Here is a 17,259-nt window from a genome sequence, read left to right as displayed (position 1 = left end):
TCTTTGTGACTTACATTTATTCAAACTCGATTAATTGCATGGATCAAAAGAGAATAATAATTCTTGGGTATAATAACTATTCGAAGAACCGTTGTCAAAATATTCATGAACCACCTTAATAATGTTATCACTATTATCTTTTTTTATTTCCTTTAATTCTAAAAATGAAGGAGAAGTTTGAGAACCTCGCTCATTGGTATAAAAAGACTTAGATAAGAGCACAGGGCTTTTAATGAAAGTCTTTCCGTTTATCAGGTTCAGATGATGGACTGTAGTTTCAACAGGATCGAATTCTTGTTCAATGTAAAGGATATATTCCTGGTCATCTCTAGATACTTCTTCACGAACCACATTTCTATTGGCGTCATAAAAAGTTTTATAATATAGTGCATAAATAATTCCGGTATAGTCGAAGTCTGAATAATGTATTCTTCTTTCTGAAAGTCCTTTATTATAATTTTCATATATTATACTATCTTTTACCTCTGTTGTTTGTGAAAAGTTATTATAAATTTTATAGACTTTAGAAGTTAAATTCTTTTCACTGTCATAGTAAAAATCATATTTCTCTATTTGAGAACTTAACCGAAATACTTCGCTATGAACTAAAAGATTATTTCGGTAAGTATAAGTTGCTTCTGGAGTTCCATCATTGGCATCCAAGATTTCTTTGATTTTTCCATTTTCATAAAATATTTTTTTATCCCGAATAGACCTAGATGAACTACTGTATTCCTGAATAATACTATCTCTAATCAAAAAATTAAAATCCCTATTCACCGCTTCTCCCACATCATTAATAATTACCATTTTTTCCTTTGTGATCTGGCAATTTGTATCTGTTATTAGAGTTGTTGTTACTTGAAAACTTTTAACGAATACAGGTTGAAAATCAAATTGCTCACTTCTATAATACAATGCAGCTGTAAATTCATTACCTGTCACTTCTGATGCTTGAATAAAGAATTTGAAATTATCACCTTCAAAAACTTCATAGTTCGATAAGGATAAAGTATTTTCATTAGTAAAGTATAAATTTCTAAGTTCAAAATCTTCAATATACGAGCCGTCGATACGTATCAATTTATATTCTACGGGTGTCGTATTTTGTGTAAAATCAAGAATGATCGGACCTCTAATATCTTCTCCGTTTGTTGTTAATTTATATGGGACATCTACTACTACATCAAAATCTCCTATTTTCTCTCCATTAAAAAAAGCGTCAAAAGAAACTTCTTGCGGTTCTAGTTCATTGGTTGTAAAAATTAGTTGCTGGTTATTCTGATCTATGATGATAGCTACTTTATTATTTGATACATTATTAACGCTAAATTTCGTTAGATCCTCAGAAAAACCTAGATCATTGATCACTTCAAATTGAATGGCAGCACCGTTTAGTAACCTAGCTCCTCTGGACAGAGTATTGCCATTAAAATTCCTAAAGTTTGCACTAAAAGAAGTCGGTTCTTGTATTAAAGATTCTTCGTCCACTTCAGAACAGGATGATACAATACAGCTCAATAATATAATTATTGAAACTTGATAAAAATAATTTCTAGTTTTCATAATTAAGTCAGTCATAATTTAATTTAAAATTTTTCAATGTATTTCAACTCAATAGCCTCCGGATCAGTGTGTGATTGAGATGCTTTAAAATAAAAATCAATGATTTTTTCAATTAAATAGCGTTGCAACTCCGGGGCGGTTTTACCTTCGTCTTTAAGTTTGTATAAATTATCCTTTTCTTTTTCCATGAGTTCTGACAATAAAGCATCACTTTCTTGTACACGGTTTATGGTAGTGTAACTACTAATTAATGGTAACATCCAGCGGTGGGCTACCAGTCGCGCCTGATTCTCTTCCAGGCTTTTGCTACGTTCCTGGTATACTTCCTGTAAGTTTTTTGCAACTTTTTTCCGTTCCGTTTCCGATTTTTGATGTAAGGGGTGGTTTTCCACTTTGACTTTGGCCCGGATATAAGCCTTTTCAAAAGCATGGTCCAGGCGTTGCATATCTCTTTGTAGTTCTACCAAAATATCAAATACCAGCTGGTGATATCCCTTTACAAAGTCCTCGTAGCTGTATAATTCTTCTAAAAATTGGATGGCTTCCACCTTGTAAACCGCCGCCTTATTAATTTTGGCTAAAGCTTCCCTTTTTTGATTTAAAGCCACCCGTTTGTAACTAGGAATATGACGGAACATCGCTTTATTTTGTAAATCAGCAAGTTGCGTATTCACTTCGGCTTGGGTAGTTCCATATACAGAATCCCGATATTTAAATTCAATAACCGCGTTACCCAGAGGGCTTTCTATTTTTCTTCTTTTAGGCAGTTTTAATTTTGGGTTAACAGGTTTAAATATATAGGTATACCCTAACGTTGCCGTAAAGTCGGTAGTGTTAGTAGTTCCTTTTCTAAACTGAGACAAGAAGTTTAGGTTAAGGTTATGCTTCTTTTTTAAACTATAATTACTACTTATCCTAAAGTTAGTAATTTCTCCTTCTTTTAACCCATTATTCCGGTTTTGATTGTAGCTTACCGAGCCAGTGGTACGTAACCGCTTTTCAAAAAACTGTTTGCTAGCGGATAACGAAGGACCTAGAATTAAACTTTTATCTTCTCCTAGGGTATTGTACGAAACGTTCATCGCTGCTGAAACAGATAAGGTGTTTTGTGGGTACCCTATGGAAAAGGCTGTACTGGTATTGTAAAAGTTAGAATCTCCATTTTCAGTAACTTCCCCACCCTGCTGGCTTACAGCACTCTGGTAAGAAAGGTCTAGAGTAAGCGAACTATTTTTATGTTCGGTTTCTTGTAAGATATAATTCGCATTTAGGTTAGCGTTCTGAGATATTTGCTGAAAGTCCAGCGTGTCCAGGTTTTCGGATTGAGCTACTTCATTAATGTAATCAAATTGGTTTTTAATATTGGTATACGACTGAAAATTAGAATAGCCACCAGCTAAGTTTAGTTTTTCTGAAGGGGTATAGGTTAGGTTGACTGCACTTATTACCCGTTGTAATTGCGAACTCTTAGTATTATCCAAATCGTCTCGTTGTAAACCTGCGTTAACTGCAATATTTACTTTACCACCAAAAATAGCTTGTGAGGCATTAGCCGTAATATTTTCCAGGTCGTTGTTAAAGAAATATGCCCCAAACGTCCGGTACTCCGGGTCGATATGTTCATATGCCACCCCTACACTCCCCTGCCCTACTGGATACGTAAAATTAGTAGTATAGGCTTTATACTGCTGCGTACTTGCATTGGTTTTGATAAATACAGAAAGCGGGTTGCTCACCCCGGGCTCTCCTTTGACAGAACTGTCTTCTATAATGACAGAAGATGCATAAGTTACTTGAATCGTACCCCGGTCAAAAATTTTCACATTAGCATCTACACTTCCTACTATATTTTCTTTTGGGGTTAACTCAAAACTTACAGGTACCGGATTTTGCAAAGAATTTTCTATATCATTCGCCCGGAAAAGAATGATCCCCAAACCAAAACGTTCATGGGTATACATAGTTTTAAAACCATACCCAAAACGTTTATAAGCGGGTTCAGACTGCGCGTCTTCCGGATTAAACTCAGATTCTTTTAATAATCTTCCGTACATAAAACTAAATTGTAAAGGTCCCTCAGGAGCAAGGTCTGCACCAACACCAGTAAATTGATGTCCGCTTAGCGTATATGGGGAAAAAGACATACTAATATCCCCAATATGTGCTGTTATCCATTTATATGAAGGATGTATGCTTAGGCGATTAAATGAAAAAGGGTTGCTACTATTGAACTTTTGATTACTATATGAAAATGAAAACGGAAGGTTGTATACCCCACTTATATTTAAGTTTACATTTCCACTTAAAAAGTAAGTAAAAGGATCCCGGTTTGCCTCCCCATTATAGAAAACGGAGTTGGCCGCCACCCCACCGGTAAATGTAAATAGCTTGGCTTTTCCTATTTGTTCCAGGTTTTGTCCGTAACAAACAGAGAAGGCACTTTGTATACTTATGCTAATAAATAATGCATAGGTATACCATTTCCTTATTGATAAAGCGTTTATTTGGGGCATTGCTTTATGGGGCTCTTTACTTTATTCCAATATTAGTTTGTGTACCTGGCTACCTGATGAAGTTTCAAACAACATAAAATAGGTTCCACTAGGTAAATGATCCATATCAAATTTAAATTCGTATTTATTTTTATCAGTTCCTTTTTGTACCGCTAATAAGGTGTTATTGGCAATTCCGTACATCTTACAACTTACCGCTTGCCTGTATGGAAGCTCAATAGCTACTGTAAACTTTCCGTCAAGAGTCGGATTTGGATACATCATAAATTCAATTTGTTCTTCCGGTAGGTTCGTTTCTTCGGTATTAGGGCCAAATTCTTTTTCTACAACAAAAATGGTTTTAGAATGTACCTCAGTACACAACCCGAAACTGGTTTGAATGCTTACTTCATATTCCCCGGGACGGTCAAAAGACAGTTCTGCATAGTCATTATCTTGATACAGTACATCAGCTTCTAAAGGGAATTCCCAAAGTAGGGTATCCGGATTCGGTTCGCTAATATCAACCAGAACAAAAACTTCATCTACATAAACTTGAGAATTTGCAATAAAATTAGTGTAGATTTCATTAGTAGTAGTTTGTATTTCAATAGTATCGGTTGCCGTACAGCCATTACTATTTGTTGCAATCACAGTATATGTACCACTCTTATCCACCTCTATTTGTGCGGTTGTTGCCGTAAATCCGTTAGTTGCGGTCCATTGATAAGTTGCTTTAGTATCAGCAATGCTAGCATCCAACTTCTCAAACTGATCTTTACATAAAGTAACATCTTCACCCAAGTCCACAACTATTGGTTCCTGGTTTGGAATTTCTATAGTATAATCCATCTGGCAACCCTTAAAGTCTGTTACAGTGACAGAATAAGTACCCACACAAACCTCGGTTAGATTCTTCCTTTTTGTTTGATTACTCCAGTTATATTGATAAGGAGGCGTTCCCCCAATAACTTCTAGATCAATAGAAGCATCACAACCTTGATAACAAGTAGGAATGGTAAAAGTATGACTAGCCTGTAAGTTTGGTGGCGGAACCAAAGTTACCTGAGTCGTTGCAGTACATCCGCGTTGATCGATAAGGTCTACCTTATAGGTTCCGGCCAAGCGGTTATATAGTTCCACTTTTGTATCCCCGGTATTCCATTGGTATTTGTAAGGTGGAGTTCCACCTTGTACTATAGGAATTAAATGCCAGTCCTCCTGGTCTCCGCAATTGATAAAGTCAGTATCTATAGTCACAACCAGCTCCTCGGGTTCCGTTATTGTAAATACCTTACTTGTGGCTGAAGTACCTACGGCATCCGTTACCCGTACGTAATAATCTCCTGCACTAATATTTGATAGAACTGCTGCATCGCTACCGAGAAATACATTGGTAGTTGCATCATACCACTGGTATTCGAATTGTTTGATTGCATTGTATGGTACGCCTCCTTCCACTACAGCAATTAAACTTCCGGTGGTGGTATTCCCAAAGCATGAAATTACGTTATTCTGTGCTACCGTTACTTCTAAGGCCGGGGGCTCAAATAGATCAACATCATCAATGACCAACATACAATTATTAACATCCGTGATGGTAACAGCATACTTTCCGGCACTGGTATTATTTAGAATATTTCCGCTTTCGGTTAGGGAGGAACCGTTACTCATTTTCCAGTTATAAGTAAAGGGAGGAGTCCCTCCAATCATTTCTATATGAATATTTCCGTCATTAGCTCCTTTTGAAGAAGGGTAAGTTCTGGTGATATTGGCAAATAAAGCTCCCGGCTGAACAACTTCGATAACTTTAGATAAAATACATCCGTTTGCATCTTTAATACGCAACGTATAACTACCAGCTCTTAAATTATCTAAATCTTCTTGTATTGTACCGTTACTCCAAACATACGTATAAGGGGCAACACCTCCGGAAACCGTAACGTCAATACGCCCGTCCGTATCATTATTACATTTAAGGTGAGTTACTTTCTCGGTTATTTCTAAAGCATCCGGTTCTTCTACCCTATAAACATCTTCAGCAATATTTCCGTTTTCATCAGTAACAATTACCTTGTACGTTCCTGCCGGGACTACGGGAGTATCTGCCCCGGTATATAAAATAGTAGATAGGTCACCTTGTTCGTACCAGGCATAGCTATAGGCCCCGAATCCCCCGGTGGTTCTAGTTACTAAGGGTTGTATCGTATTACCTCCATGACATTGTACGCTTTCTGCAATAGTAAGCGGATTGATAGTACTAATTAATTTATCCGGTTCGGTAATTTGTTGTTTAAAAGTAAGGCTACAGTTTGCGGTATCAGTCACTACGAGGGTATAATTTCCAATGGAAAGATTTTGAATATTTAAAGTAGATGCTTGATAAGAAGCATCATCTGCATTTGTCCATTGATAGGTATACGGAGGAGTTCCCCCTATAACTTCCATCGAAATACTACCGTTACCTGTTTGAAACCCGGTTAAGTTTGTAGCGACTACATTAGTAACCTCTAGCGGAGCTTTAGGTTGGTCGATGACTATATCTTTTAAAGTAGTAGTACAAAGGTTATCATCAAAAATCAGTAAGTTATACGTACCAGCGGTGATATTGTCCAGGTTTGCTGTAGTTGCCGTATAACCCGGATCTTCTTCCTTTGTCCATTGATAGGTGTAAGGTAAATAAGTATTGGTTTGAGGATTTTTAGGTCCACCTTCTACCAAAATTTTGATACTTCCTGTAGCTTCTCCGTAACATAAAACATTAGTGGTATCCATAAGTGTAACGATTAGGTCATCAGGTTGTGTAATTTCAATAGTATTTTCCGCAACCACCCCTTTAGCATCCGTAGCTATGAGTTTATACCATCCGGCTGGTAAGTTAGAAAGTGTATATAGGGATGTATCCGTATTTAGCGCTATCTCGTTTGCTCCTTCTAATTGGAACCATTGATAACTAAAATCTTCCGGGGTTGATTCAATGGGGAAACCACCGGTTACATTTGCCAATAATTCGCCCAGTTGATCTCCATAACATAAAACCGGGGTTTCTATAGTTAAGGCTACCTGCATAGGTAAAGGTTCTCGTACGGTATAGGTTTGTGTAAAACCACAGTTTTTCTGATCTAAGATGCTAAGGGTATAGGTTCCAAAATATACATCTTTAAGGTCTTCTGAGGTTTCTAAAAAGCTTGGATCTTCTGCCCGAGTCCATTCTACGGTATATGGTCCATCGACACCGGTAATGGACACTTCGATAAACCCATCGTTTGTTCCTCTTCGGGTTACGTCAAATAACGTATCTAAAGTAATTCGAACTTCCCCGGGTTGGTTAATTTCAATGGTTTGTGACGAATCCGGTTCACAATCATTAGCGTCTTTTAACCAAACCTCATAGGTTCCGGCAATCAAATTAGTAAGATGATGATCGGCAGTCAAGTTAAAAGAAGTATAAGTTTGCTTATTATCGATGGAATAGTAATAAGGAAGGGTTCCCCCGGTAGCATTAATATGAATCTCACCATCAGAGCCATCATAACATAGTACGTCTTTACCTGCAATGGTAAAACCTAATTGATCCGGTTGGGTAAAGGTGACAGCCTCTGTAGTAGTGGTATAGCCATCATCAATTAAGATACTATAATTTCCGGTACTACTATTTTCCAATTGATTTCCATTTTCACCGGAAATCTTAATTCCGTCCAAATACCAGGTGTAAGCATAATTCTCAGAACCTCCGGTTACGGTTGCTGTAATCGTTCCGGATTCTTCAAAACACCGGATTGGATCAGAAAGCACATCCAGGGTTACTATAAGTTCATCAGGTTGGTCAACTAAGATACGATCGCCTATTACGGTACAACTTCCGGTATTATCGGTAATTGTTGGGATATAGTATCCGTAAGTTAATCCCGTAATTGTATTTCCATTTGCTATAAAACCAGTATCTCCTTCTTTACTCCAGCGGATGGTATAAGGTGGTTTGCCACCGGTTACAGTAATCTTAATACTTCCTTTATTATCCCCAAATATTTTGTTATCGACAATAGTACTGTCATCAATGAGGATCTGGGAAACATCTCGTATGGGGTAATACCGAGAGATAGGCGAATCACAGCCTGTATGATACCGTTCGCGCACCTGGAATCGATATCCGGCACCTGTAGAAGCCGGAAGTTCAATCCGGTTAGAATTATACCAGGTCACTTGAGTTCCTGACCATACACCATATTGATAAGGTGGTTTTCCACCGCGGGCGGTAATTGTAACCGCTGCTTTTTCACCATAACACTGAATTAGAGCTATATTTTGAGTAAATATAATTGGAAGCGGTACGTTGTCAAATCGTATATTATCTTGATAGGCTCGACCGGAGCGTTGATCGGTAATAGTAAGGGTATAGGTGGCATCGCTACCGGTAATGGAAGTTATATTACCGGGGATGGGAACTCCGTTACGAGTCCAGCGTACAACATAATTAGGATATCCACCCTGAATATTTGAAACCTTAAGTTCTCCGTCATTAGCATCGGCACAACTTGGATCGCTTTTAGTGAGGGTATAGGTAATAGGTTGCGGATCCCGAATTTGGGGTAAATCAGAAGTTACTGAACACCCATTGGCGTCGGTATATCGGATTCGATGGTTCCCTTCGCCCAGACCATCTATTCGAAAACCATTTGCATACCCTCTGCCCGTAAGTGTATTTACAGAAGATCCATTTAGCAATACTACATAGTCATAATAGTCCTTTCCGTTCTCCTTTTTGGGGCTACCCCCGGAAACCGAAGTGATATTGATCACTCCATCTCTTAATCCGGGTGCCCCGGGATTTTGTGGATTCGTCGTACTGGTAATAATTTGATGCCGTAGTTCTTGTTTTTCTTCGATCCGTATAGTTACTACTTTATTAGTGTCGCCACTACTTTCTTTATCATAACATGCATTAGAATCCCGAACCTGAATATTATAAGTTCCAGGGGGCAGGTTCCTGAGTAGAAATGGTGATTGCGCTTGAGTAAAGGTTTTAGATCCAACCCAATTAGTGCCATTCAGAATATAAGAATACGTTTCTGAACCCCCTGATGCGGTAAGTTCAATCTGCCCATTATTAAGGTTAAAACAGGTTTCATCTTGTAGTTTAGTAGCGTTAAATTGAACACGATCAGTGGGTTCAATCGTAAAATAACCTTTTAGCGGATCACATGTAGGAGTAGCATTCGACCCTGCATTTCTTTCAACTCCTGCTACTAAGAACTCATAATCACCGGCTACTAATTCCTTGCCTATATTAGGTTTAGTTTTCCAAGTATATGACCATTTTCTACCATCTACAAAATCAAAATATCGAATATTGTCATTACTATCAAAAGTCTCATAAGTTCCATTCTTAAACTTTTTACGTAGTGCAATATTTATTTTTTCGTTCCTATTTATCTGCCGATCAAAAAATAGCGTAAATCTCGCATCATCCGTATACGAACAGGTAGGTTCAATAATGTCGGGAGTACCTATGGCTTTCGGAGGTTCAGGTAAAAAGGTTACTTGGTAACCATGAACAATTTTATCACAGCTTGTTTTAATACGAATATCAATTGGTGTTCCTATTGCCCTTTGATAATATATATCTAACGGATAAATATCACGTAAGGAAACTTGGGAAGATGCATCTCTTGTGATATTTCTTATAGGCCTCCAGACATCACTATAGGTATATTTCGGACTATAATTGAATGATTCTACCATAGCATCTGTAAAGGCCTTTAGTTCCCCTTGACATTTATCAGGATCTGTACTTGTATTGCAAGCTTCTAATTCAATATGTTTTTTTGCGGCATAATCTATTACTGCCTGATATCCGGGAGTTTTTGTACCCTCTCTATTAATTTTATCCAAAAACTCCCATACATATATATTACCCTTTGGAGTAAACCCTGGTGTAGCTTGTAAAAGATGGTCTTCACCAACACATGCAATTACGGATTTTCTGTTACCCGGTTTGGTAATACTTAATTCTGGTTCTATAGTTATCGACAGTGAAGCTCTCCACCATTTTGTAATATCAGTTACTATAGTAGTACAGTTTGAATTTATAGGATGTGTTTCCTTTTCAGTATTAAAAGCTACGCTTCCTCCACATCCTCCCGCTTTCCTACGCCAGTTTCGGGAAGCCCAGGTCTCTAATTTGGTGAATTTTACCGTACCCCCCCTTATTTCAAATCTCTCAGAAAAAGGGTCAGGATCTGTCGAGCCTCCATTTAAATCCAGATATCTCCCATTATTAAGGTCCCTAAATTGTTCTCGACCATTGTTAACTCTATAAAAAACACGTACCCTGATATCATTTCTACATCCCCCTCCATAACTTCCATGTCCAGGGGCTACCTTCAGTTCATATTTGATATTATATATTTGTCCATAAGTATAATGCATACCTAATAACATCCCTAGTAACAATAATAATCTCTTCATAATTCCCACTTTTAATATGCTACGTTGATTGTTTTTACCGGGGATTTAGCACCATTTCGAAGTAAGGCCTGTATCCCATAAGTATAGTTGGTATTAATCTTTAAATTGCTATCAATAAAATCTTTATGCCCTTCTTTAAATACTTTATATAAAGTAAGTGGTTCTTCTTCTCCGGCTTTAAAAAGCGAATATTCTACAACCTCCCCACCGGTGTATTTCCAGGTGATCTTAATATTTTGAGCTTCAACATTGACCACAGCTTGGAATCGATCAACCGCTTTGATCGATGTTTTAGTTGTAGTGATGCTTAGGGGAACTACTGGTTCTGATTCTAATCCTGAAGAATCCATAGTAAGAATGGTATAGAGATATGTGGTAGCCGGAACTATGGAAGTATCTTCAAATTTAGTCTCAGCAATTGCTTTTTCCGCAACTAGCTCCCAGATATCTTCTTTTCCTTTTTCCTTTCTATATACCAGGGTTTTTAAAGCATCCTCGCTACTACTTGCAATCCATTTTAAAATGACTTTTCCTTCTTCAACCAGAAAAGAACCAAACACCGGTTGGGTAGGAGGAATTATATCCGGTTTTTTAATAGCAGCAACTTCAGAAAATTCAGAAGGATTATAGCGTTTGTCAAAGGCCTGGACTTTGTAATAAATGGTATTATTAAGGAGTCGGACACTAACAGTATCTGTAAATGAACTTTTTGAAATAGGTTCTACGGTCACCTGGGTGAACTCCTCATTTTCCATATTTGCACGGAACACCCGGTAGCCTAAAAAGTCATTTTCCAGGTTTTGTTGCCATTGTAACTGTACCACTCCGGTAGAATCTATGGTTCCTGTAATTGCTATAGGTATTGCCGGTGGGGTACTATCATCAAGTTGCACCATTTTAGGAAAAGATCCTCTTTTTGACCCGTCTACTCCTACGGCAGTAATGTTAAAATAATTGATAGCTTGCAGGTTTCCTACTTCTATTTGCCGTTGCGCTTTTGAAATATTAGGAGTATGTACTTGATAACCGCCTCTTACTTTATCAGATCGGTTGAGTTCAAAATGGGACAACTGCTCCATTCCTTCTTCCGGAAATTCCCATATTAACAGAACCGTATCTTCGGTTTCAGATAGTTTTACCGAAGCAATTCCCGGAGTAAACCCTAAGGCTTTAACACCTTGACCTTTTACGATATCCGAAGGGGGACCAACTTCTCCAAAAGGAGAAATACCTTTAACTCTATACTGATATTCTTTCCCGTTTTGTGGAAGGCTATCCAGGTAGAACATCCGGTCAGAAGGATTTTTTACTTTTTCACTTAAATTAGCTACCGGTATATGATCTAACCTGTCAAATGTAACTCCGCCATCAGTTGAGCGTTCTACCATGTAATTGTTATATTGCCTTTTAAGAAGCACATAGTTCCAGCTTAATGCTACACTCTGGTCTTTAAATATCCCGTTCACATCCAGAGGTTCTGGTAAAGGCTGAAAATCCTGAAGCCCTAAATATACTCCCCCTGGTTTTACGGATAGTTTTTCTTCTGTAATGGCAGTTTTAATAGTATATAAGTACTGCTCTCCGGGAAGTACCGATGCGTCCACAAATCCCAGTCCTGAAAACTTAGCTACTTCAAAATCCTGATCTGCCGCAAATAAAGCAAACGAAAATCGTTGTTCCAGAGCAGAAGCCTGGTTAACGATGCTCACCATGGCATTACCACCACCTTCTAGGTCCACTTCAAAGCTTTCACCATAAAGTGCCTGAGCAACAATAGCAGCATTTTTGTTTTTCTCAGTAAACTCCTCCCATTTTATCATGGGTTGTGGTTTAATAGGTTGCTCTGTTAATAGCGTAACCTCCGAATCTTTTAAGATCTCACCACCTCGGGTAATTGTTTTTCGCTCGATAATGTAGCCATAATCATTAGCATATTTCCAGCTGGTCGGAGTAGTTACCCCCCAACGTAGCAAAATACTGTTTTTAGTAGCCTTACCAATTACCTTTACTTCCGGAAGAAGGTCTCCGATAGGTTCTTGTGACTGCACTTTACCTGCTATTAAAAGGACCGTTATCCATAGCAGGCATTTTTGATATGTATACCGTTGGTTATTCATAAAGCGGATTGGTATATTTAATTTGTTGTGACCTACCGGTATTCACCTGTCCGGGAAGTACGTATTTAAGTTCGGTTTTATATTTTCCATTTCGCATCAACGGAAAAGGATCAGTTACAAGCTTTCTTGGAATCCCCGGAGTATCATATTGCCCGGAATTGACTAACTTATAACGAATGGCTTCATAATCCTGATGGAAATAATAGGTAAGATTATAGCGGTACGGGTTGTACTGTCTAGTTTCTCCGGTATAATTATTTTCGAGATAATCCAGATACCAGGACATAGGTTCTACCCCTTCTACGGGAGGAATACTGATTTTATCAGTTTTGCGGTCTATGGTTAAATCTTCACGGAACGGATAGCCTTTATAAAGTAAAGGATAAATATTCTGTAAGTAATACGGATTGTCTAATACCGCTTTAACACGAATCAGAGGTTGGTTCCCCGTATACTCGTTACCTACCAATTCAGCCAGATCAAAAGCTTCCATATCATCTACTGAAGAGACCAATGCCAAACCATAAGGATAGGTCAGATAATAGTAAAGCTCCTTGTTTTCTCGCATGGCGTTTATTCTTTTTTGGAACGTGTTAAATTCACTAGTCTTAAAAGTATAAGTAAGTAATTCCCTTTCTTCTCCGGAAATTACCACACCTTCTGCTTTTCGGGAGCGTACCGTAATATTTGTATCTTCATTAAGATCCTTTCGAACTTCGGTTGTGGTCACATTTGATTGCATATCATTTTTAGGAGGAATAAGAACTACTTTAACCTCATAAGCTGTTGATCTATTCATTCCTTTGGGTAAGGGAAAGGCCACTTGTTTTTTAGAAGCGTTGTAGCTAAAAGTAGTTTCTAACTCCTGCCCGTCTGACCCCTTCATTATTAAAGTTTTCTTCCAATTTGGGACAGGTTGAAATAAATATTCCTGTCCTTTTTCTAATTTGATATAACCCAAATTATATTCTTTAATAAAGAAATTCTGTTGTTCGATGACTGGGTACATATAAACAATATTTTCTTTAGGAATAGTTTTAGGAGCTTCTCCGGTGGTAAAGGTGACCTCTTTGCTTTCCAGAGATACTTTTCCATCTTCCTTAATTACTTCCCAACGCCCATTTTTGAACTCCTCAAAGTGTAATTGAACCGCACTGGTTATATTCGACTTTGGAGGAAGAATTTCATGAGATTGAAAGATGGCAACGTCATTCTGATCACTCCATTTAATTTCACCTTTAATCAGTTGTCCATCTTTGGTTACTTTAAAATGATCTAACATAATCCGATATTTACGGTCACCCGTCTCATCCGGAATTTCAAATACTTTATTCAGTTGCATATTAAAGACTACCTGGGGAGAGGCAAAAACATCTACATCCTTCTTATTATCCTTTGGACTCATATCCCCTATGGCTACAATACCTTCAATAGGGCTTCCTCCTACGATTTCGCATTTTTCACCAATTTCCAGTTTAAAACGGAATTTTCCTTTAATTAAACCACCCAGTAGATTATAATGTCCTCCCATATACCCCTGGAACCAGGCTGGGTTCGGTAGACGTGCCTGTACAATCACGGCACCCCCTCCTTTGATTATTGGGATTCGCTTCTTACTTCCGAAGAGTTTAAAAAATAAGCCTAACTCTCCCTGCAAGTAAGCATAGGCTTGTCCGTTAGCGTACCACCCGTTAAGTCCAATAGGTCCGGAAGAACCTTTACATCGAGCCTCTCCGTAATCTTTAATCATTACATCAAAACCTAATCCTGCCTGAAAACGTGCATAAAAAATTAAAAATTTAAGGTCACCGGTATCTACACTTACATTTGCTCCAAAAGCGAGTCCCAATCCGGATTTTAATTGACCCAAATCGCGAGTATAATCAAGTTTTGCTGCATCAATCCCTAAGATTTCTGACACCATAGGCGACGGTGGAGGGCTATTTGGCAGATTTTCTCCAGTCATAAAATAAGAAGTAGTTTCTATTTTTAAGATGCCAATATTTAGGACAATCCCAATAGGATCTTCCGGAGTTCCAATTAACATATGCCATTCATCTGGAGAAGCATAAAAATCCAACCACCCGGCTCGACCGTAATTACCGTAGCCTTTTAATACACCAAAATTGACGAAAACATCAGAAGTAGCGTGAAAAATATCATTCGCAAAATCAAAGCTGATAAACACATCTGCGCTCATAGCTCCCGAAGGTGGGGTTGATGGAAAGCTTACTGTTTCTTCCAAAGCAATTTTGGCGAGTTTTTCCAGCACAGATTCAGCAAAGTTACCTGTAGGTGGAGAAAGCAATTCCCCACGACCTCTGAAATAAATATCATTGATTTTTCCTGATTTAGCGAAGGTCATCCCGAATTCTAAGGTGGCATGAAATAAATCTTCTGAATTCTGTGTAGCTATCCCAACCATAGCTTTCATCCCTAATCCGCTCGATGAGGATGGTTCGTAAATTACTCCCGAAGAAGAAGCACCAATATGATTCATAGCGGCATTGGGGTCATTAGAGACCCCTGCCATTTTCATTCTATTATATATCCCACCGCCAAAAGTATTGAGAGCAAAGCCAGTGAAAATAGGCACACCACCGGGAATAACCGCTTGAGCGTCTGCAAACCAATAACGAAATTCCTGAGTTCGCCCAAATAAAGCTTTAGCCTGAACTTCCAAATTTAGTCCCGCACCAAATTTGGCACTTACCGACCCCGCAAATCCGGTTCCATAAGTAGGGTCGTCATCAAAGATAAAAATAGCTCCTGCTAATTTAGTACCGCCTACCTCCATGGCCAGCATCATACGTTCCAGTTCTACCCTATCGAACTTCCATTGATCTCTTCCATTGTCATCTTCAAGCTTTCCGGCAAATATTAGTTTACTTCCGGCACCATTACCCCCGTCGCTTTCAGAAGTAAGGTTTATATTAAAATCAAAAATCAGGTTTGCCCGATTAGACCCTTGGGGGGTTTGCAATCCAATTTCATTAATAGTTAATGGAAAACCTGCTAATTTAAGATTGCCTTTATATCCAAAGTACTCAACAGAAAACTTTTGTCCTTCGGTTTGTAAAAGCATGTTTTCAAATTTTATCCCTTGAAAGTTTACGGTTTTATTTTCGGATTGTTGATTGCTATTATCTCCGAGACCAGAAGCCAAATTAACTGTTCCGTGAAGGTTAGCCTTCGGTAAAAATTTTCCGTCTTTGACCTTCATTTCAATATATGATTCTGGGTTTAAGGTCACCTCAGCGTTCCAAACATCAAATTGTATAGCATTAGTACTCGACACCTGTAATGTATATTCGTCCGGACCAATTATGGCATTGTACTGCAAGCGTTCTACTTTTGATACCGGAAGCACTAGTTCCCCATTAAATTCTCCCATTGTTAAGGTATTAGCTTCAATGCCTAGGGCAAATCGATCCAGAGAAAATTTCCATTTGGATGCAGAACCTTCATCAATTGAAAATATGTCTTCCCCAATAAAGGTTCCGGTAATCCCTTGCGAATCAATAATTAAGTTGGTAGCCCCAAAAGAAATTCTTTTATCTTGATTTTTCTTTTTAAAAGCTTTAGGCAAAACCACCTGAAGGGAGTTGATATACACCCCACGCCATAGATTCGGATTATTATTGTAATATTTAGACAGGTAAGCACCAGGCATTAGTGGGTCATTACGAATATCACTAAAATCTAACACAGCACTGTTCAATCGGAAGGTAGTACCTTTCAATCCATTGATCCCAAACTCTGGTAAGGAGATGTTAACTACTAAATCGTTCCAATCGGTGATGACCGTTCGAAAACTGGATTGCACATATCCACCAATTTTGTTCCCATCTTTATCAACTGGGTGAATCAGACCTTGTGAAAATAATACATCCGCATCGACACTTAGTTCGTTAAACCCGGAACAGTCAATAAGTGCATATGTGAAAGGTTGCTGAAAACTTCCTTTTAAGATCACTATAGCCTTACCATCGTCAATTTTCATAGTAAATTGAGAGATAAGGCTTAGTTTGGCTTCACCGATAATCCCGCCCTCATGTGATAGTTTAATATCTTTTGCTCCGAGATATAGCGTACCTTTTGGAGTTTCGACTTTAAGAAAAACAATGAGTTCTGTAAAAGCTGGCTTGAAGACCGCTTTGGCTACTCCCATAGTATACTTTATATTACTAATTTCTTTGGGTCTAGTAGCTACAGGAAGGGATGAAAGATCATCTTCAGTAAGAAGGTCGATATAATTTTGACTTTGTTCAATGGTAGCAAATGTATTTTTTGCTATTTGCAACCATTTCTTATTTAAGCTGGAATCAGCGGCTTTAAAATTAAAACCTTCTTCAATTTGTTTTTTTTGAAAATTGTTAACATTTTTTTCAGAAATATCTAAGTTGGTAAATTCCTTAAAAGTTCTTGAAGTCTTAACCTTTAAATTTAAATTTGTTTTTAACGAAGCTATTAATGTTTTAGACCCTTTTTTTAAGTTTAACTTGTTGTATTCTAAATTATTATGGATACTATCTTTTGTGATAGTATTTGCTAAAGACGCATAGGAAATCCATAAAAATATAAGGGTAAAGCGTAATAATTTTACCATAAATAGG

At 38.0% G+C, this 17,259-nt stretch carries 5 protein-coding genes; all 5 read right to left on the bottom strand.

All coding sequences use genetic code 11. From position 1 onward, the window contains the following. Window positions 1-30: 30 nt before the first annotated feature. Genes NBT05_RS12835 through NBT05_RS12815 form a run of 5 tightly spaced genes read right to left on the bottom strand, consistent with a single transcriptional unit; the run spans window position 31 to window position 17,252 of the window. Window positions 31-1,566 (bottom strand): hypothetical protein, encoded by a 1,536-nt coding sequence (locus tag NBT05_RS12835; protein WP_265770255.1) that lies wholly within the window; start codon window positions 1,564-1,566, stop codon window positions 31-33. 23 nt (window positions 1,567-1,589) lie between these two features. Then, window positions 1,590-4,079 carry a hypothetical protein gene (locus NBT05_RS12830; RefSeq protein WP_265770254.1) on the bottom strand — a complete coding sequence of 830 codons (2,490 nt, stop codon included), beginning with the start codon at window positions 4,077-4,079 and terminating at the stop codon, window positions 1,590-1,592. Between the two features lie 21 nt (window positions 4,080-4,100). Beyond that, the gene (locus NBT05_RS12825; RefSeq protein ID WP_265770253.1) at window positions 4,101-10,526 is read right to left on the bottom strand and encodes a T9SS type A sorting domain-containing protein; all 6,426 of its coding nucleotides are present in this window, start codon (window positions 10,524-10,526) and stop codon (window positions 4,101-4,103) included. An 11-nt stretch (window positions 10,527-10,537) separates the two neighbouring features. Further along, window positions 10,538-12,643 carry a hypothetical protein gene (locus NBT05_RS12820; protein ID WP_265770252.1) on the bottom strand — a complete coding sequence of 702 codons (2,106 nt, stop codon included), beginning with the start codon at window positions 12,641-12,643 and terminating at the stop codon, window positions 10,538-10,540. Continuing rightward, the gene (locus NBT05_RS12815) at window positions 12,636-17,252 is read right to left on the bottom strand and encodes a hypothetical protein (RefSeq protein WP_265770251.1); all 4,617 of its coding nucleotides are present in this window, start codon (window positions 17,250-17,252) and stop codon (window positions 12,636-12,638) included. The genes NBT05_RS12820 and NBT05_RS12815 overlap by 8 nt, the downstream gene beginning before the upstream one ends. Window positions 17,253-17,259: the final 7 nt, after the last annotated feature.

Origin of the sequence: Aquimarina sp. ERC-38, assembly GCF_026222555.1 — a bacterium.
Lineage (GTDB): Bacteria > Bacteroidota > Bacteroidia > Flavobacteriales > Flavobacteriaceae > Aquimarina.
The sequence above is the reverse complement of the archived record's forward strand: the minus strand, read 5'-3'. Positions and strand labels throughout refer to the sequence as shown.